13 protein-coding genes are annotated in these 18,418 nt (G+C 50.0%); 9 read left to right on the forward strand and 4 right to left on the reverse strand.

All coding sequences use genetic code 11. The features are described from left to right. The first annotated feature begins 104 nt into the window (after window positions 1–104). The 6 genes from ABFC84_17615 to ABFC84_17640 all read left to right on the forward strand — a co-directional run bounded on the left by ABFC84_17615 (window position 105) and on the right by ABFC84_17640 (window position 7,516). Window positions 105–1,355 carry a L,D-transpeptidase family protein gene (locus tag ABFC84_17615; GenBank protein MEN6414559.1) on the forward strand — a complete coding sequence of 417 codons (1,251 nt, stop codon included), beginning with the start codon at window positions 105–107 and terminating at the stop codon, window positions 1,353–1,355. Window positions 1,356–1,438: 83 nt separating this feature from the next. Further along, window positions 1,439–1,870, forward strand: coding sequence for a peptidylprolyl isomerase (locus tag ABFC84_17620; GenBank protein MEN6414560.1), 432 nt, complete (start codon window positions 1,439–1,441; stop codon window positions 1,868–1,870). A 6-nt stretch (window positions 1,871–1,876) separates the two neighbouring features. Continuing rightward, complete coding sequence (locus ABFC84_17625; protein ID MEN6414561.1) at window positions 1,877–2,644, forward strand: TSUP family transporter; 768 nt, start codon at window positions 1,877–1,879, stop codon at window positions 2,642–2,644. Window positions 2,645–3,099: 455 nt separating this feature from the next. Further along, window positions 3,100–5,031 carry a PrkA family serine protein kinase gene (locus ABFC84_17630; protein MEN6414562.1) on the forward strand — a complete coding sequence of 644 codons (1,932 nt, stop codon included), beginning with the start codon at window positions 3,100–3,102 and terminating at the stop codon, window positions 5,029–5,031. Between the two features lie 5 nt (window positions 5,032–5,036). Beyond that, a complete protein-coding gene (locus ABFC84_17635) occupies window positions 5,037–6,218 on the forward strand; it encodes a YeaH/YhbH family protein (protein ID MEN6414563.1) in 1,182 nt (393 codons plus the stop codon). Then, window positions 6,215–7,516, forward strand: coding sequence for a SpoVR family protein (locus ABFC84_17640; GenBank protein MEN6414564.1), 1,302 nt, complete (start codon window positions 6,215–6,217; stop codon window positions 7,514–7,516). Before ABFC84_17635 ends, ABFC84_17640 begins: the two co-directional genes overlap by 4 nt. Window positions 7,517–7,652: 136 nt before the next feature. Here the strand turns inward: ABFC84_17640 and ABFC84_17645 are convergent, their stop codons facing one another. The 3 genes from ABFC84_17645 to ABFC84_17655 all read right to left on the reverse strand — a co-directional run bounded on the left by ABFC84_17645 (window position 7,653) and on the right by ABFC84_17655 (window position 11,999). Then, complete coding sequence (locus tag ABFC84_17645) at window positions 7,653–9,917, reverse strand: ATP-binding protein (GenBank protein MEN6414565.1); 2,265 nt, start codon at window positions 9,915–9,917, stop codon at window positions 7,653–7,655. Window positions 9,918–10,187: 270 nt separating this feature from the next. Next, window positions 10,188–11,249, reverse strand: coding sequence for a butyrate kinase (gene buk, locus ABFC84_17650; protein MEN6414566.1), 1,062 nt, complete (start codon window positions 11,247–11,249; stop codon window positions 10,188–10,190). A 111-nt stretch (window positions 11,250–11,360) separates the two neighbouring features. After that, a complete protein-coding gene (locus tag ABFC84_17655; protein MEN6414567.1) occupies window positions 11,361–11,999 on the reverse strand; it encodes a manganese efflux pump in 639 nt (212 codons plus the stop codon). A gap of 248 nt (window positions 12,000–12,247) precedes the next feature. On the opposite strand from ABFC84_17655, the gene gyrA reads away from it, so the two are divergent. The 3 genes from gyrA to ABFC84_17670 all read left to right on the forward strand — a co-directional run bounded on the left by gyrA (window position 12,248) and on the right by ABFC84_17670 (window position 17,575). After that, window positions 12,248–14,683 carry a DNA gyrase subunit A gene (gene gyrA / locus ABFC84_17660; protein ID MEN6414568.1) on the forward strand — a complete coding sequence of 812 codons (2,436 nt, stop codon included), beginning with the start codon at window positions 12,248–12,250 and terminating at the stop codon, window positions 14,681–14,683. A 112-nt stretch (window positions 14,684–14,795) separates the two neighbouring features. Beyond that, window positions 14,796–16,496 (forward strand): DUF885 family protein, encoded by a 1,701-nt coding sequence (locus tag ABFC84_17665; GenBank protein ID MEN6414569.1) that lies wholly within the window; start codon window positions 14,796–14,798, stop codon window positions 16,494–16,496. A 17-nt stretch (window positions 16,497–16,513) separates the two neighbouring features. After that, window positions 16,514–17,575, forward strand: coding sequence for an AbrB family transcriptional regulator (locus tag ABFC84_17670; protein MEN6414570.1), 1,062 nt, complete (start codon window positions 16,514–16,516; stop codon window positions 17,573–17,575). Between the two features lie 130 nt (window positions 17,576–17,705). Here the strand turns inward: ABFC84_17670 and ABFC84_17675 are convergent. Beyond that, window positions 17,706–18,418 (reverse strand): hypothetical protein (locus tag ABFC84_17675; GenBank protein MEN6414571.1); only part of this gene is annotated, 713 nt, incomplete at its 5' end.

Raw genomic sequence — 18,418 nt, forward strand, 5'->3', positions numbered from 1 at the left:
ATCCACCTTTAATTGCAGCATATTTCTCCATTTTCATCATAGCGATAAGGGCCCCTTCATATAAGTTATTGATTGCGAATCTTTAACAAAAGAAGGGGTTTTTCGTGTCCCTGTATCGCTTGGCTGTGCTTGTTTTCTTATTGCTTTGCTTTGCCGTATCACCCCATCAAATCTGGGCTGCCCCGGCATCTCCCGCCATTGTGATCAATCTTCCCAGCCGGACACTTGCATACTATGATAACGATGAACTCATAAAAGAATATCCGGTGGCCATTGGCTCCGTCTCCACCCCTACCCCACTGGGAACTTTTCGCATCCTGGAAAAAGAAACAAACCCTGTCTGGTACCCTCCCGGCAAAGACTGTTTCGTTCCCTCCGGCCCGGCCAATCCATTGGGCTATCGCTGGCTGGGATTTCTGCCGACCTACGGCATCCACGGCACCAATATGCCATGGTCCATCGGCTCCGTCAGTTCCAACGGCTGTATCCGCATGCTGGAAGCGGATGTGGAAGAGTTGTTCACAATGGCAGACTGTCAAACACCGGTGCAGATTACCTACGACCGGATAAAAATCCGAATAGACAAAAGCGGTAACGCCTCCCTCGGCATCTATCCTGACGTATACGGCTATCAGCCTATTTCCTTAACGGATATCCATAATCGCTTAACCGCCTGCGGTCTGGACGGTTTGGCGGAAGAAAGTCTTGTTGCAAAGCTGCTCCGCGAGCAACCGGATGAGCAGTTTTTTTTCGCTCAGGTTTACCGCCTGAAAGTAAACGGAAAACTGCTGACTGAGCATGTCGCGGCCATCAATGACACATTGTACGCACCGGTTATGGCGATAGCTGCCCGATTAAATTCCCCTCTAAGCTGGGATGAATCAAACCGCCTGATTATCGGTAACCGAACCACTGTTCCCGGACTGCTGAAAGGCCGCACAGTATATGTAAGAACCGATGATTTATCGCTGCTGTTCGGCGGCAGACAATTGTGGGACCCTGATGGCAGCTGCTTACTCTTCCAGGTTCCCACCCTGTTTTTTGCCGGTCAGCCAATAAGCAGTTCTGTACAGCTGAGAGCCGACGGCAATCTGATACCCGCGCTGGCAGTAGCAAAAGCATTGCAGCAAAAAGTAACCTGGGATGAAAAACGGCAAACGTTATCCAACGCCATTCGACGGATACCTGTTACTGTCATCGACGGTGAACCTTATCTGGCTGACTCCCGGCTGGGTGAATATTTTAACGCCAGTGTCCAGCGGGATGAAACAATGCAAATATTAGAACTGAATTACCCCCGCTATGATCTGGACCTTTCCATGTATCTTGATTGGTGGGGGGAATGTTTCGATTAGCGGAATAGCCTTTGCTATAATCCGGCAATTTATGATATACTGATAATTACGAATATAGGAGTATAAAGAAATGAGGGAATAAGTTGAAAAAGGCAATCATCGAAATGGCTCAGGGAAAAATTGAAATCGAGTTATTTGCAAAGGATGCCCCAAATACAGTTGCTAATTTTGAAAAATTAATTACAGAAGGATTCTATGACGGCTTAACCTTCCATCGCGTCATAAAGGGCTTCGTTGCCCAAGGCGGCTGTCCTAACGGCAATGGAACCGGCGGCCCCGGTTATACGATTCCCTGCGAAACAAAAGGCAACCCCAATAAACACGAGCGGGGTTCTCTGTCCATGGCTCATCGCGGCCCTAACACCGGCGGCAGCCAGTTTTTCATCGTTTACGAGCCACAGCCCCATCTGGACGGCGTACATACCGTATTTGGCAAAGTCATCCAGGGCATGGATGTGGTCGAGCAGATTCAGCCCGGCGACGTTATGAACCGGGTAAGCGTGGTAGAGGAATAACGAGCCGTGGAACATGTCAGTATCGAAATGTTGGCCTTTTTGATAACCGCCGGTTTTATCGCCGCGTTTATTGATTCGGTGGTGGGCGGCGGCGGCCTGATCTCCCTGCCGGCTTTACTCCTGACCGGAATGCCTCCCCAAATGGCCTTAGGCAGCAATAAAATGGCCAGTGTGATGGGCAGCCTTACCAGCACACTGTCGTTTATGAAATCAGGGAAAATCGATTACACTCTGATTAAGTATCTGTTCCCGTTATCGTTAATCGGATCGGCCTTGGGCGTATATGTCGTGCAGCAAATTCCTTCTTCCTTCTTAAAGCCCCTGGTTGTTGTGCTGCTGATTGCGGTTACGATTTACAGCCTGATAAAAAAGGACTGGGGCAGCACGTCTACCTATGACGGCATCATCACTCCCCGGGTTGCCTGGATCGGCGGCCTTGCCGCCTTCTCCCTGGGTTTTTATGACGGCTTTTTTGGTCCCGGCGCCGGTTCTTTTATGCTTTTTTCCTTTCTCTTTATCGGCTTTGATTTCGTCGTTGCCGCCGGCAATGCCAGAGCCATCAATTTTGCCAGCAATATCGCCGCCGTCATCTCCTTCGGTCTAATCGGTTCAATTAATTTCTACTACAGTATCCCCATGGGTCTGGCTATGATTGCCGGGGCTTTCACCGGTTCCCGCCTGGCCATTTCCAAAGGCGCGTCCTATGTCCGCCCCCTGTTTATCAGCGTCTCCACCCTCTTAATCGGCAAGCAGTTATGGGACTTGCTGCATTGAGGAGAGGAGGGCTCATGGCTCATGGCTCATAGCACTTGGCACTTGGGGTATTGGGGTATGATCATTCCCCTCCACGTTTTTAGGGTTCGTCAGTCGAATTATGCAGAGCGGGGGTGGCGCGAAGCGACGGGGTGTGTACGGGTTGGCTCCTGGCACATGGCTAATTGTCGTTGCAGGAGCAGCGAGACGATCTCCGCGAGTTTTTGCCTCCATCCATCTTTTGAATCGCCACGGCAAGCGGCCTGCGATGACACCTGATTTGATTTTAGCCCTTAGCGGCCCGGCTTTTCTGCCGGGCCTTTTTTTGCCTGTTTACATAGGGACTGCCAGCGTTCCAAAAATTCCTGGCGGGGCATACAATAGGGTAGCTTCATGTTGCAAGAAGAAGCTGACCTATTTTTGCCTGACCGGTAATACATTATACTAAGTCAGCTACAAGAAGGGAGCGTAAATGCATGGCCGATTTTGATTTTACCGCCTTTATAAAAAAGGACCGGGAAGAGCGGCAGCAACGGCCTTTCTCCGGTACTCTGCTGGATTACCTGACGCTAGTGAAAAATGACCCCCGCCGCGAATCAATGCTGGCCCACCAGCGCTTGTACGAACTGCTGACAGCGCCCGGGGTGGAAGTGATCCAAACGGAAGAACAGCCCCGCTTAAAGAAGCTTTACGGCAGCGATACCCTGAAACGCTATGCTTTTTTTAAAAATGATTTCTTTGGCATTGATAACAGCATCATGAAAATTATGCGTTACTTTCACTCCGCCGCCATGCAAGGCGAAGAATCCCGCCAGGTACTGTACCTGGTAGGGCCGGTAGGTGCCGGTAAATCCTCGCTGATGGAAGCCTTTAAACGTGCTTTGGAAACCAGCCCGCCTATTTTTGTAATACAAGGCTGCCCAATGCGGGAAACGCCGCTCCACCTGATCCCCAAACACCTGCGGCCGGAATTTGAAAACAGGCTGGGCCTAAAAATAGAAGGCGACCTTTGCCCCCTCTGCCGTTATCGCCTTAAAACCGACTACAACGGTGAATTTGAACGTTTCCCGGTTGCAGCCGCCGGATTTTCCATCCGCTCGCGCAAAGGCATCGGCGTTGTTCCGCCGGTGGATCCCAATAATCAGGATACTTCGGTTCTTATCGGCTCGGTAGATATCTCCAAGCTGGATTTGTACGCCGAAGACGACCCCCGGGTTCTGTCCTTAAACGGCGCTTTTAATGTTGGCAACCGGGGCATTGTTGAATTTATTGAGGTGTTCAAAAATGAAGTGGAATATCTCCATGCCATGATTACCGCCACCCAGGAAAAATCCATTCCCTCTCCCGGCAAAGGGCCGATGATCTATTTTGACGGCATTATCCTGGCCCACTCCAATGAAGCCGAATGGAACAAATTCAAATCCGATCATACCAACGAAGCCATTCTGGACCGAATTGTAAAGGTGGAAGTTCCTTACTGCCTGGAACTGGCTGAAGAAGTCAAAATTTATCGCAAAATTCTCCGCAACAGCAGTTTTGACGCTCATATCGCCCCTCATACCATTGAAATGGCCTCTATGTTTGCCATTCTCACCCGCCTCACTCCCTCCAACAAGGTAGACACCTTAACCAAGTTAAAAATCTACAACGGAGAAGAAATTGTCGAACAGGGTTCCACCAAGAAGGTCGATATCTTAGAACTGCGGGAAGAAGCCCAGCGGGAAGGTATGACCGGTATTTCCACCCGGTTTATTATGAAAGCCATTGACACGGCTTTGTCCGAATCGGAAAACAATTGCATCAATCCCCTGGCAGTTCTTGACACCCTGATCAAAGCCACCAAAGAATTGTCGGTGGCCGACGATGAAAAAAAACGTTACTTGGGCTTCCTGCAGGATACGGTCAAAAAAGAATATCATAAAATTTTAGAAAAAGAAGTGACCCGGGCTTTTATTCACGGCTACCGGGAGCAGGCTGAAATCCTATTTAACAACTATCTGGACCATGCCGAAGCCTTTGTCAATTCCACCAAGCTGAAAGATAAAAATACCGGAGAAGACCTGCCACCCGACAATAAATTCCTCCAATCCATCGAAGAGCAAATCGGCATTACCGGAACCGCCGCTTTAGGCTTTCGCCAGGATGTTGCCGCTTATATGTTCTCCCTCCTCCGTAACCACGGTAAAATCGACTATCGCAGCTACGAGCCTTTGAAAGAGGCCATCGAAAAAAAGCTCACCGCTTCGGTAAAAGAACTGTCCCGCATCATTACCAAGGCACGGGTTCGCGACCGGGATCAGGACAGCAAATATAACGCCATGGTGGAGGAAATGAAACAGAGCGGCTACTGCGATCACTGCTGCAATGTCATTTTAAAATACGCGGCTAATAACCTCTGGAAGGATTGAATCATATGGCTGTTTTAAAAGACAACGGAGCGAGCCGCTCCGACCGATCCCAATGGGATCGCAAGCGGCACCGCCGGTTACTACAGGACGCCATTAAGGACAATATCGGCGATCTCATCTCCCAGGAAGATATCATCGGCCAAAGTAAGGATAAAACATTCAAAATTCCAATCCGGGGTATCAAAGAGTACCAGTTTATTTACGGTCAAAACAGCGATGGCGCCACTGCCGGCACCGGCAAAGAAAAAAAAGGCCAAATTGTCGGCAGAGTAAGCGGCCAGCCCCAGGATGGCCAAGGCCAGGCCGGCAGCCAGCCCGGGGAGGACATGTATGAAACGGAAATCACCATGGATGAAATCGTTTCTTACTTATTTGAAGAACTGAACTTACCGGATATGGATCAGAAAAAATACGGCCTGATTGAAACCATACACCGGTTTAAGCATTTAGGCTACCAGCGAAAAAGCATTCCGCCCCGTCTGGCAAAAAAACGTACCGTAGTGGAAAAGCTAAAGCGGGAACAAAGCCTGAAACGAAATCAGCCGGAAGAATGCGGCACCGATCTGCCGGATCGCATTCCTTTTCGGGAAGAGGATCTCCGCTACCACCGGGTCAAAGATGTGACTCATCGCCACGCCAATGCCGTCGTTATCTGCATTATGGATACCTCCGGCTCAATGGATGAAACCAAAAAATATCTGGCTCGCAGCTTTTACTTTCTCTTGTACCAATTTGTCCGCTGGCGGTATGAACACGTTGATGTGGTGTTCATCGCCCATACCACCGAAGCCAAAGAAGTCCCCCAATGGGAATTTTTTCATCACAGTGAAGTTGGCGGTACCGCCATCAGCAGCGGTTACGCTAAAGCTCTCGAGATCATCGACCGGCGCTACAATCCGAATATTTGGAATATCTACGCCTTTCATTGCTCTGACGGCGACAATTGGAGCGAAGACAACGCCAAAGCGATTGAACTGGCACAGAAGCTATGTGATGTATCCAACCTGTTCGGCTACGGTGAAATTGCCTGCAATCAACAATGGAACACCACTATCCGGCGGGATTTTGAACACTCTGTCACATCTCCCCACTTTGCCATTGCCGTAATCAGCAAAAAAGAAGATATCTGGCCATCATTTAAAACCATCCTGGATAAACAAATCATAACCGGAGGTGACAGTTCATGAACGGTTATGACCTCAAAGACCTGGAACTCTGGAACAGCCGGATAGAAGAATTGGTCGGGCAAGCCGGACTGAACTGTTATGAACAGCATTTTGAAATCTGCAGCTATGAAGATATGCTGTGCTATGAAGCCTATGCCGGCATGCCTTCCCATTACCCCCATTGGAGCTTCGGCAAAACTTATGAGCGGCAAAAAACTTTCTATCAATACAACCTGGTAGGTCTGCCCTATGAAATGGTCATCAATTCCGATCCCTGCCTCGCTTATCTCATGCAGGACAACACCCTGGCCCTGCAAATCTTAACGATGGCCCATGTGTATGGCCACAATGATTTTTTTAAAAATAACCGGCTGTTTCAAACCGCCACCCGCGCGGAATTAACGGTAGAACTGTTTAAAGTCCACGCTAACCGGGTACGGGAATACCTGCATGATCCTTTTATCGGCCCGGAAAAAGTGGAACGAGTCCTGGACGCCGCCCATGCCCTGCGGTTTCAAACCGACCGGCAGCTCCGACAGCATCCCGCCGACCGCAAACAACTGGCGAAAGAAGCCGCCGATCCCATCCCGGAGCGACTGAAGACCGATTTGCTGGGTTTCTTGGCGGAACGCGGCACCCTCACCGGCTGGGAACAGGATCTGGTGAATATCGTCCGGGAAGAAACCAGCTATTTTATCCCCCAAATCGAAACCAAAATTATGAACGAAGGCTGGGCCAGCTACTGGCACTACCGGCTGCTCAATGAACTCAGCCTGCCCCCCTCCCTGCATTTGGAATTCCTCCAGCGGCACAACTTGGTTGTCAGACCACACGAAGGACGCATCAACCCTTACTTTATCGGCTTTAAGCTATTCGAATACCTAGCTCGCCAGCCGGACGGAGCAGCCAAGATCAGAGAAATCCGGGCCCAGGAACGAGACCAGTCTTTTCTGCGACGCTATTTCAATCAGGAACTGTGCGAAATATTGCATTTATTTTCATTTACCGTCCGGGGCGGCGATATCATTGTCACCGATATCGCCGATGAAGCCGGCTGGCAGCATATACGAAACGAACTCATTAACAGCACCGGACTGGCGGCCATTCCCCTGATTCATCCCATTGCCGTAGAAAAGGGCACGCTGATCCTGGAACATGTCTTTGACGGCCGGGAACTGGAATTAACCTACGCCAAAGAAACACTGAAATCCGTTGCGGAACTATGGGGAAACAAAGTCGAACTGAAAACCAAGCTGCATGAAAAAGATAAAGTAATCACCTGCAATGAAGACAAACTGGTGCTGGTGCTGGACGGGTAGGGGGAAGCAGCGCAGGGTGCAGGGGGCATAGCTCACGGCTCATGGCGCATAGCACTTGACACTTGGCGCTTGGCGCTTGGCACTGGTGCTGGCGCTGGCGCTCTCGGTCCTCAGCCTTACAAAAAAGTTCGCCTGTCTACGCAGGCGAGCTTTGCAATTTATAGACGGGAAACCGTATGTAAAAGGTAGTCCCTTCCGGCCCCGTATCCAATTCGATCGTGGCGCCATGCCGGTTGGCGATACTGTAGCAGACCGCCAGTCCCAAACCGGTTCCCTGCTCCTTCGTCGTAAAGAAAGGCGTCCCCAGTTTATCCACCACCTCGGCCGGTATTCCCGGCCCTTCATCCTGCACCGCCAACACCACATCGTTTTTTTCGGCAAAAGTTTTAATTGTCAGCGTACCATGTTCCATCATCGCTTCCAGCCCATTGCGGGCCAGATTAAGAATTAGCTGGCGGATTTCCTTCTCATCCGCTAAAATAGCCGGCAATGACGCCAAATCAACCGCTACATTCTTATCCTTAAGCATGGCGTCGGCTTTAATGAGGGGATGAAGCGCTCTCACCACCTTATCCAAGTTCATTTCCTGCAAATTGACCGCCTTATTTTTTGCCAGGGACAAAAACTCGCTAATGATGGAGTTAGCCCGATCCAACTCACTAATCATCAGATTAAAATACTCGGCTTGCCGGGAATCTTTATTTTTGCGTCCCAGCATTTGTAAAAATCCCCGTACAGTGGTCATGGGATTACGAACTTCATGCCCGATACTAGCAGCCATCTCTCCGACCAAATCCAGCCGGTCAAACCGAGCCATTTCCTTTTCCATTTGCCGGCGCTCGGTAATGTCCCGGGTAATCCGCAGCAATGTCTGAATCGAACCATCCCCTGCAAACTCAGGCACCACCCGTGAATTATACGTTCGCTGGCCCCGGGGCGTATTATATTCAAAAATCAGTTCCTTGGGCTCTCCCGTTTCGAATATTGCCTGCAAATTTTTTTCCCAATACGCACAATAACTTTCCGTCAGTCCAATCTCACGGCTGGTTTTACCGATAAAACGGGTATGAGAAATGCCGGTTTGAACATAAATCGCCGGATTGACATAGACAAAGCGCAGGCTGCGATCAAACCGGGAAATAATATCCGGCGTGTTTTCCAGCAGGGTAGTCAGTTCCTGCTCATGCTGACGCAGAGCCGCTTCCGCTTTTTTCCGAACGTTAATCTCTTGCTGCAATTCGCTGGTCCGCGCTTTAATTATCGTTTTTAGCCTTTCTTGATTATTCTGCAGGGCTGATGCCGCTTGGTTTAAGGTCCGGAATAGCTGTTCGAACTCCAATGAAGCAGCCGAAATTTCTCTTTCAGAAATACGGTAGTTATACTTCCTGGTCTTTAGCTGCTCCGAAGCATACAGCAGAGAAGCGATTGGCTGGTTGATACTCTTTACCATCATTAAAGACAACGGCAGCGCTAAAAGGAATACCGCCGATAAGCATAGCGCCATCTTCAGCAGACCGACTATGCCCGGAAGCAAGGCTTGCTGTTCCTCAATCTCGCAAACCAGCCCCCAATTTAGATCCTCCAGCCAACGGTACGCACCGATTACCTTCAGCCCCCGGTCATTGATATAGGTCGCCACCCCGCTTTTCCCTTCCAAAACGTTGTCAATCCCTACGCTGTGAACTGTTTCGCTGATTTTAAAATATTCCGGCTGACCGGATTCACCGATTTTTCCGCTGGGTTCCGTTTTAATCAACCGGGATCCCAGCCGATGTACCAGATAGCTCTTGCAGGTTTCGTGCAAGGGAAATTGATTGACAATGCTGCTGAGCATTCCCATATCCACAGTACCTACTATTACTCCGTTAAACTCACCGGCTGAATTATAGACCGGAGATGAAAAAACCATCCGCGGCATGTCGCTGGCCCGGGAAATGGTCAAGTCAGTGATGTGATCCGATCCCATTTGCGCCGTCTTGACAAATTCCCGATCATGAATATCCAGCCCCGATGGATATCTTGTATCCACTGTCACAATACCGTTGCGATTGACATAACAAATATTATGAAACTGCTGCTCGTTTTCCAACGCGGCCCGGAAATTCTGCTTCATTGCCGCCGCATCATAAGTTCTGGTGTCATAAGATTGAGCTATACTGCGGATCTGAGCCGAATGCCGGTTGACCAAGGCCTGCAGAATTTGCTGCTGCATTGCCAATTGCTGTTCCATCTGAACCATGATCCGACTGCGTTCGGCTTTGACTTGTCCCAGGGAAAATGCAGTCAGAATCAACAGACTGGGAACCACCATCAATAAAATTCCCCAGACCCAAAGCCGCCGGCTTAACGTCCGGGGAAGCAGCAGCCGAACAGCCCTGGTCACCCCCTCCCTTGTCACCATTTTTACCCCCTTCACTGCCATTTTGTCGCTAACGCGGACGACAAAACGTTGTCCCTTCCGCCTGATAACAATTATAACTGTTGCCTGATGCCGGTTGACAATCCAATAACATACCGCCAGTCCCAGTCCGGTCCCCTTTTCTTTGTTTGTAGTATTGTTTCACAATTCGCCGCCATTTCCCTGCCGATATATTGTCGAATCCTGCCGTCATGGTTTTTTTTGTAAAAAAAAGCGTCCCTCGTGGGATCGCTTTTCTGATTTCACTGCTTTTTAATATTCTTTTGCCGTTTCTTCGCCGTTCAGCACCCGGCAGGCGCCTTCGGCCAAGGCTCGCAATTCATCCTCACCGGGAATAACTTCCACCGGAGCAATAAAGGAAACATATTCTTTCACTCTTGACGTCAGGTACTGGGAGTAGGCAATCCCGCCGGTAAGAATGATCGCATCCACTTTGCCATAAACCGGCACAGCGGCTGCGGCAATACTTTTAGCGATTTGATAAATCATCGCCTGATAAATAAGTTCGGCCTTACGATCGCCTGTCTGAATCCGCCTTTCCACTTCCCGGGCATCATTTGTACCCAGATGAGCCACTAGTCCGCCCTTGCCGGCCAGCATTTTCTCCACTTCCGCCAGCGTTAAGCCCTGGATAGCCGCCGCAAACTTGCCGGACTGTACCGTACCGACCCGTTCCGGCGAAAAAGGGCCTTCCCCGTTTAAAGCATTATTGACTTCCACCGCCCGTCCTTTTTTATGACAGCCGACGGAGATACCGCCGCCTAAATGGACAACAATTAAATTCATATCTTCGTAGGTCCGACCTACTTTTTTAGCGAACCTTCTGGCAACTGCTTTCTGGTTTAAAGCGTGCCAAATCACGATCCGTTCCCATTTCGGACTGCCGCTGATCCGCGCCACCGGTTCCAATTCGTCCACAACTCCCGGATCCACGATAAAACTGGGACAGCCTGCCTCCCGGGCGATCTTTTCCGCCAAAATCGCCCCCAAATTACAGGCATGGGCACTGTAACGGGCGCTTTTCAAATCAGCCAGCATTGCCTCATTTACCCGGTATGTACCGCTGGTTACCGGCCGCGTTAAGCCGCCTCTGCCGACAACGGCGGCAAGCTCCTGAAGATTTACTGCATGAGCCACCAAAAATTCATTGATTTTTCCCAAACGATACTCCAATTGATCCATTATGCAGGCAAAGCCGGCGACTTCCGCTGCACTATGACTCAAATGCTGGCTCAGCCTTTCGGTCGTATCCTCATAAATACCGATTTTGGTCGACGTTGACCCCGGATTAATCACAAGAATTTTATGTCCCATGACTGTATAACCTCCGTCGAATATTTTCTTACGCCAACTGCCGTCAGCAAACCATTACCAGTATAGCGTATATTCTCCCGGGATTAAAGTCCAAATATCCCCTGGGAACAATTATACTAACCGGATAAATCCCAGCAAAATAAGAAGAATGCCGGGCAAATAAGGGACCCGCCGCTTGACCGCTGCCGGGAAAAAATGGCTGGAGGCGTAAAAGCCGCCGGCAATAAAAATAATTTGCACAAGTCCCATCAATAGCGGCGTATAAACAGGCAGTTGTTCCATTAATGCGGCCGCAAAAACAGCCACCATATTGTCTATGCCCAGCGCCAGTCCCAGAAAAACAGCTTCCAGGGGACTAATTCTTTGGGATTGATCCACATCCGCCGATTCCGGCCGGGACATAATGTTGATCACAATGCGGCCAACATGAAACGTCAGCTTCCGGGCCGTAACTTCGCCTTCCGCCTTGTAACAGCCAACCCCTTTTGTCACATATTCCTGAAATAAGCTGAACAAACCAATGGCCATTAATAGAAGCGCCCCGGCGTCAATCGCCAGCCTGGAGTCGACAAACTGTCCCAAAACATAAGCAGCCGTCATGGCGGTCCCCGTACAAATAACGGTGACCATCCCTACTGTGCTTAAGGAACAAAGCGGCATACGGATATTCCGCAGCCCATATGCCGCACCGGCAACGAAGCCGTCAATACTGACTGCGAACCCCAGCAGCAGTACATAAAACAAATTCATTTCCTGTCAGCCCCCTGCACACAACCTTTCTTCGCTTTCACGTTACTATATGGCACTGAACACGAATTGGTTACCCTGAACCGGCGTCCCCGGCAGTGACTGGCAAAATGTTTCTTCTAAAGAAACTCAAGGAAAAATGCAGGATTTTTTTGTACCAACAGGGAAATTATATGATATAATTGGAAGTTAGCAATTTGATTTCCACTAAACAACAAACTTAGCTATAAGTCAGCTTTTGAGGTGAGAATGTGGATTTTGGTTTAGGCAAGGTAGTACCGGTAAAAATTGAAGAAGAAATGAAGAACTCCTATATCGATTATGCCATGAGCGTTATCGTCATGCGAGCCCTGCCGGATGTGCGGGACGGTTTGAAACCGGTTCACCGGCGCATCCTGTATGCAATGCATGAAGCAGGCATGACCCCGACGAAGCCGTATAAAAAATCGGCCCGTATCGTCGGTGAAGTTTTAGGTAAATACCACCCCCACGGCGACAGTTCGGTTTATGACGCCACTGTCCGAATGGCTCAGGATTTTTCCACCCGCTATCTGCTGGTAGACGGTCACGGCAACTTCGGTTCGGTTGATGGCGATTCCGCGGCAGCCATGCGATATACAGAAGTCCGTATGTCCCGAATTGCGGAAACCATGCTGTCCGATATTGAAAAAGACACAGTGGATTTCGCTCCCAACTATGATGAATCCCTAAAAGAACCGACCGTACTGCCGGCTAAGATTCCCAATCTGCTGGTTAACGGTTCCGCCGGTATCGCTGTGGGTATGGCCACTAATATTCCGCCCCACAACTTATGCGAAGTCGTGGACGGACTAATTCTCATGATTGATAATCCGGAAGTAACGATCAAAGAACTGATGATGGCCATCAAGGGGCCTGATTTCCCCACCGGCGGTCTGATTTTAGGCCGTGAAGGCATCCACCAGGCTTATACCACCGGACGGGGCGTTGTCAAAATGCGCGCCCAGGCCCGAATTGAAAAAATGGCCAACGGCAAGCACCGCATTTTAGTCACGGAAATCCCTTATCAGGTCAATAAAGCCCGGCTGATTGAAAAAACTGCCGAACTGGTTCGGGAAAAAGCCATCGACGGCATTACCGACTTGCGGGATGAAAGCGACCGCAATGGCATGCGCATTGTCATCGAACTGCGGCGGGATGTGAATCCTGACGTAGTCCTCAATCAGTTGTACAAGCATACCCAGCTCCAGGAGACCTTCGGCATTATCATGCTGGCCCTGGTGAACGGCCGTCCCCGGGTGCTGAACCTGCATGAAGTGCTCTATTATTACCTGGAACATCAAAAAGATGTGATTATCCGCCGGACTCAGTTTGAACTGGCCAAAGCCAAAGCCAGAGCCCATATCTTAGAGGGCTTGAAAATTGCTTTGGATCATCTGGACGCTGTCATTACGACGATTCGCCAATCTAAAACCGTGGATATCGCCCGCACCGCTTTAATGGACGGATTCAACCTCAGTGAAAAACAAGCCCAGGCCATCCTGGACCTGCGTCTGCAGCGTTTAACCGGCCTGGAGCGGGAAAAAATCGAGAATGAATACAAGGACGTACTGGAAACCATTGAATGGCTGGAATCCGTACTGGCAGATGAACATAAAGTACTGAACCTGATTAAAGAAGAACTGCTGGAAGTAAAAAAACGCTTTGGCGACCCACGCCGCACCGTTATTACCAGTGACGTGTCCAAACTGGAAATCGAAGATTTGATTGCCGAAGAAGATATTGCCATTACCCTGACCCATGGCGGCTATATCAAACGCTTGCCGGTAGACACCTACCGTAACCAGCGCCGGGGCGGCCGGGGCGTCTCCGGGATGGGCACTAAAGAAGAAGACTTTGTCGAACACCTTTTTATAACCACTACCCATCATAACATTCTGTTCTTTACCAGCCGGGGCCGGGTATTCCGCCTGAAAGGCTACGAAATTCCCGAAGCCAGCCGCACTTCCAAAGGTACTTCCATCGTCAATATTCTGGCCCTGGAGAACAAAGAAAAAGTAACGGCCGTCATTCCGGTAAAAGAATTCTCCGGCAGCCGCTATTTATTTATGGCAACTCAAAAAGGTATTGTCAAGAAAAGCGACCTGCTTGATTTTGACACTGTCCGTAAAGGCGGCCTAATCGCCATTAATCTGGATGACGATGATGAGCTCATCGACGTAAAGTTAACCAACGGCGAACAGCATATTATCATCGGCACTAAGGACGGGCTGGCCATTTCCTTCCCGGAAACCGATGTCCGGAATATGGGCCGGACGGCTCATGGCGTTCGCGGCATCCGGCTGCATAAAGACGACCGGGTCGTCGGTATGGATACGATCAAGAAAGACGGCGAAGTACTGACCGTTACCGCCGAAGGATACGGCAAACGCACTCCGGTAGTAGAATACCGGAATCAGGCCCGAGGCGGCAAGGGCATTATCAATACGAAAGTAACTGAAAAAACCGGTGAAGTCGTTGGCATCAAAGTGGTGCGAACCGGTCAGGAACTGATGCTGATTACCATTGACGGCATCGTGATCCGGATTGATATCAATGAAATCTCAGTAATCAGCCGCAATACTCAGGGAGTCAAGCTGATGAAAACCGGCGAAAATGATAAAGTCGTTGCCCTGGCCTCAGTAGAAAAGAAATCCGACACGGATTGACGGAGAAGCGGATGCGCCTGGCACGAGAACTGTCGATCACGCAGAAAAGCTGTAAATGAAGTCATTCATTTACAGCTTTTTACTCAAAAAATCATTTAGCAAGGAGATTCTTATGGAAACATACCAGCAGCTCATTCAGTCTTTTCACGACTATTTTACCCAGGACGCCAACGATTGCATCCGTCTGGGCGTAACCAGGCATCTGGATGACTTACCCGACCCGTCCTTGGCGGCTATCAGCCGCCGGGTTACCAACGGCGGCCGGCTCCTGTCCGGCTTTCAGAACTTCTCCCGGGATCATTTATCCTTTGACCGGCAATTGGATTTGGATCTGGGAATTTTGGCTTTGAAATCTGAACTTTTCCGCCTTACTTATCGCTTTAACGGCAAAACCCAGTTGGAACAAATGCCCACCGCCGGCGACGATATCAGCAATGGCTTGTTCTACCTGTTTATTAACGATCCCCGGCCGGCACAAAGTCGCTTAGATAACATTACCGCCCGGCTGGAAAAAGTTCCTGCTTTTTTGGCTGCCTTGCTGGGCCGTCTGGATACGCCGGTACAGCGCTGGGTGGATATGGACGTGGCAAAGACAGCCGAACTGCCGGCTTTTTTTGCCAGCTTATGTACCTGGGCAAAGCGAGAACAGTACCCCGGGATAGTCCGGCTAAAAAGCGCCCGAAAAAAAGCCGAAACCGCCTTGGCTGATTATACCGCCAAACTGCAAACTATGACGACTACGGTTCAGTTCTCCATCGGGCCGGATCAGGCCGCCCGCCTCATCGCTCTAAAGGGCATCGATTTATCTCTGGACGAGCTGCACCGATTGGCAAAAAATTTTCTTGCTGCCACCACCCGGGAAATTGAAACTCTCCGCCGCAAACTGGCCGCTAAGTATAATCTGCCGGATACTATTACGGTGGAAGAACTCCAGGCTTTTTTAAATCACAAATACCGGTTTATCCTAAAAAACGGCTCCCTGGACAGCCTGCTGCCCCGCTACCAGCAGGAACGGAACAAAATACAATCCTTTATTGAAAAACAAAACCTATTTCCCCTTTTCTCCGAACAGGATATGCTCATTCTGCGAACACCGGCTTTCATGACACCATCCATTCCTTCCGGAGCCATGGTTTCGCCGCCCCCCTTTCGGCCAGGCGTCAAAACCAGCCTGATATATCTGACTCTCAGCGAAGAACTGCTGGATGATCATACAGAACTGGCCATCCCTTGTATGATGATCCATGAAGGCATTCCCGGCCACCACCTGCAGCTTGCCACTGCCTGCAGCCATCCTTCCGTCATCCGCCGGCACTTTGATGCCCAGGAGCATTCGGAAGGCTGGACAACCATGCTGGAAGATTATATGCTGGATAGGGGGTATATGGGCGATTTGACCGACGAAGCCCGTTTTACCGGCAAGCGGGATATCAGCCGTATTGGCGCCCGGACAGCAATCGACCTTTATTTTATGACCGGCGACAAACATTATTTGGATGTGGACATCCCCGTTGATTTTTCCTCCAACGACCCCTTCGTCAATGCCGGCCGGCTGTTGCAAGCAGTCACCGGCTTCACCCCCGGCCGCACCCAGGCCGAGCTGAACTGGTACTCCCAGGAACGAGGGTATCCCCTTTGTTACCTTGTCGGCAACCATCTGGTATGGCAATTAAAAAAAGAGCTGACAGCAGCCCAGGCCGGTAGACTGTCCTCGCTGGAAACAGACCGGCTGTTCCATAAAGTTTATCTGGAATCAGGCAATATGCCGCTTAGCTTCCTGCGCAAATTATTTCAAAACAAAAATCTGCTGTAATAACTCCGAGGTGACTCATGTTTTATACATTATTGGAAACAATTCTTGTCGCTGTTGCCGGCGGTTTTGCCTTTTGTCTGCTGAACACTCCGATTCCTTGGACACTGGGCCCTCTGGTTACAGTCGTCCTTTGGATGTCGTTGATGAAACGGCCGATCTATTGGCCGGTACTATACCGCAATACCGGTCTCATCGTTTTAGGCTGCATGATGGGTGCTTCCTTTACCATGGAAACCTGCCTGTCTATCGGTCGTCAATTGCCCTCCATGCTGTTTGCAACCATCGCCACCATTCTGTTCACCATGGTAACTGGCTACATCACTTACCGACGCACCGACATCAGCTTAGCCAGCAGTTTGCTGGGAAGTACCCCCGGCGGACTCATGCAGATGGTGCTTCTAAGTGAAGAAATTGCCGATACCGATGCAACCATTGTAACCTTCATGCAGACCATCCGTTTGTTGTCAGTCGTATTTATTGTTCCTTTTTTGGCCATTCACGGTCTGGCCGGCGGCAATAGCGCAGCAGCCCCGGCAGTTGGTACCGCCGCTGTCCACAGCTCCCTGTTATTTATTCCTGTTACCATTATCAGCGCCCTGGTCGCCGCCCGGATTCATTTTCCGACACCTTATCTGGTAGGGCCGGTACTGGGTACCGCTGCCCTGGTCTTGTCCGGCATGGAGCCGCCTGATATTCCCCCCCTATTGATCACGATCGCCCAAATTGCCGTCGGAACCTATATGGGCTCCACCATTCAGCCCACCAGCCTGGCGAATTGGAAACAGCTGCTGTTCTACGCTCTGGCCGGCGGCATCAGCGTAGTTTTCTTCTCCTTAGCCATCGGCTGGCTGCTGACTTCCTGGCACAACATTCCCCTGATTACTTCCTTTCTCAGCACCGCCCCGGGCGGTATGGCTGAAATGGGGATTACCGCAAACTTCGTCCATGCCGATATTTCCACAATTACCGCTTACCAACTGTTCCGGCTGTTGTTCATCCTTTTTCTCCTGCCCCCGTTTCTTAAATGGTATTTAGCACACCGCGAGAAAATAGCAGCTGCCCGCGAAAGGACGTATTGAAATTACTGCTATTTTAAAATACCAGCCTTTCGTTACTGTTAGATAATGGTTCTGCTGAGGGACAAGCACAAAGCCTACGATTCATAGATTACAGTCTCAGCTAAAATAAACACGCTCTGAGAGTTCCCGGCTAAAAAGAATGGGTGAAAGTTGCTTCAAACTTTGTGTTATCCTGTCCGCCGCTAATCGTCTTTTGCTGCTTATACGTCAGCTCGACTCCATCGGCATCACTGAATTGATGGGTCACCCCATAATAGACACCTCGGTTATCATTGTCAAAATCACTTTGCTGCCCCATATCCCCGTTGGTCTCTACCCGGAATCCGGTAATATACAAAGCCGTTTTCGCATCACAATTATAGTTCCAGGTGGCTGCATAGGCTTTATTTTCATTTGAACTGTTTGATTTTGCATATTCGGCCGTCAGACTATGCTTGCCGAAACTGCGGGTTCCATCGACCGCCCAGTGATTGGTATTTTCGCCGCCGTCATAATGATAACGGCCCAGGGTAAGGCCGAAATTGAAATCATCTCTGGGGCTGTAGCCGGTCCGAATGGCGTATATTCTATTGTTATCGGGACCCGCATTATCCTCCTGGGCAAGCAGCGCCGAAATATCCATCGCGCCAATCTTGCCGGAAGCGGAAATCCCATCCACAAAATAATGCTTGCCAACATTGGAGTCCGACCGGCTGTATAAAAGTGCGGTAGTCCCAACCGTCGCATCCTGACGGCCGATTTTATAAACCATATGGTCCCGCGTGTACGTCAGCCCGAATTGATCCAGGCCAATGACTGATTTTTTACCATCACGATAGGCAGCCGTGTTATAATCGGCCAGTT

Source organism: Veillonellales bacterium (genome assembly GCA_039680175.1).
Taxonomy (GTDB): Bacteria; Bacillota; Negativicutes; order JAAYSF01; family JAAYSF01; genus JBDKTO01.

Coding starts and splice junctions, on each gene's coding strand:
- ABFC84_17670 (MEN6414570.1), top strand. CDS start 16,514: ATGTTTTATACATTATTGGAAACAATTCTTGTCGCTGTTGCCGGCGGT.
- ABFC84_17635 (MEN6414563.1), top strand. CDS start 5,037: ATGGCTGTTTTAAAAGACAACGGAGCGAGCCGCTCCGACCGATCCCAA.
- ABFC84_17655 (MEN6414567.1), bottom strand. CDS start 11,999: ATGAATTTGTTTTATGTACTGCTGCTGGGGTTCGCAGTCAGTATTGAC.
- ABFC84_17645 (MEN6414565.1), bottom strand. CDS start 9,917: ATGGTGACAAGGGAGGGGGTGACCAGGGCTGTTCGGCTGCTGCTTCCC.
- ABFC84_17630 (MEN6414562.1), top strand. CDS start 3,100: ATGGCCGATTTTGATTTTACCGCCTTTATAAAAAAGGACCGGGAAGAG.
- buk (MEN6414566.1), bottom strand. CDS start 11,249: ATGGGACATAAAATTCTTGTGATTAATCCGGGGTCAACGTCGACCAAA.
- ABFC84_17640 (MEN6414564.1), top strand. CDS start 6,215: ATGAACGGTTATGACCTCAAAGACCTGGAACTCTGGAACAGCCGGATA.
- ABFC84_17665 (MEN6414569.1), top strand. CDS start 14,796: ATGGAAACATACCAGCAGCTCATTCAGTCTTTTCACGACTATTTTACC.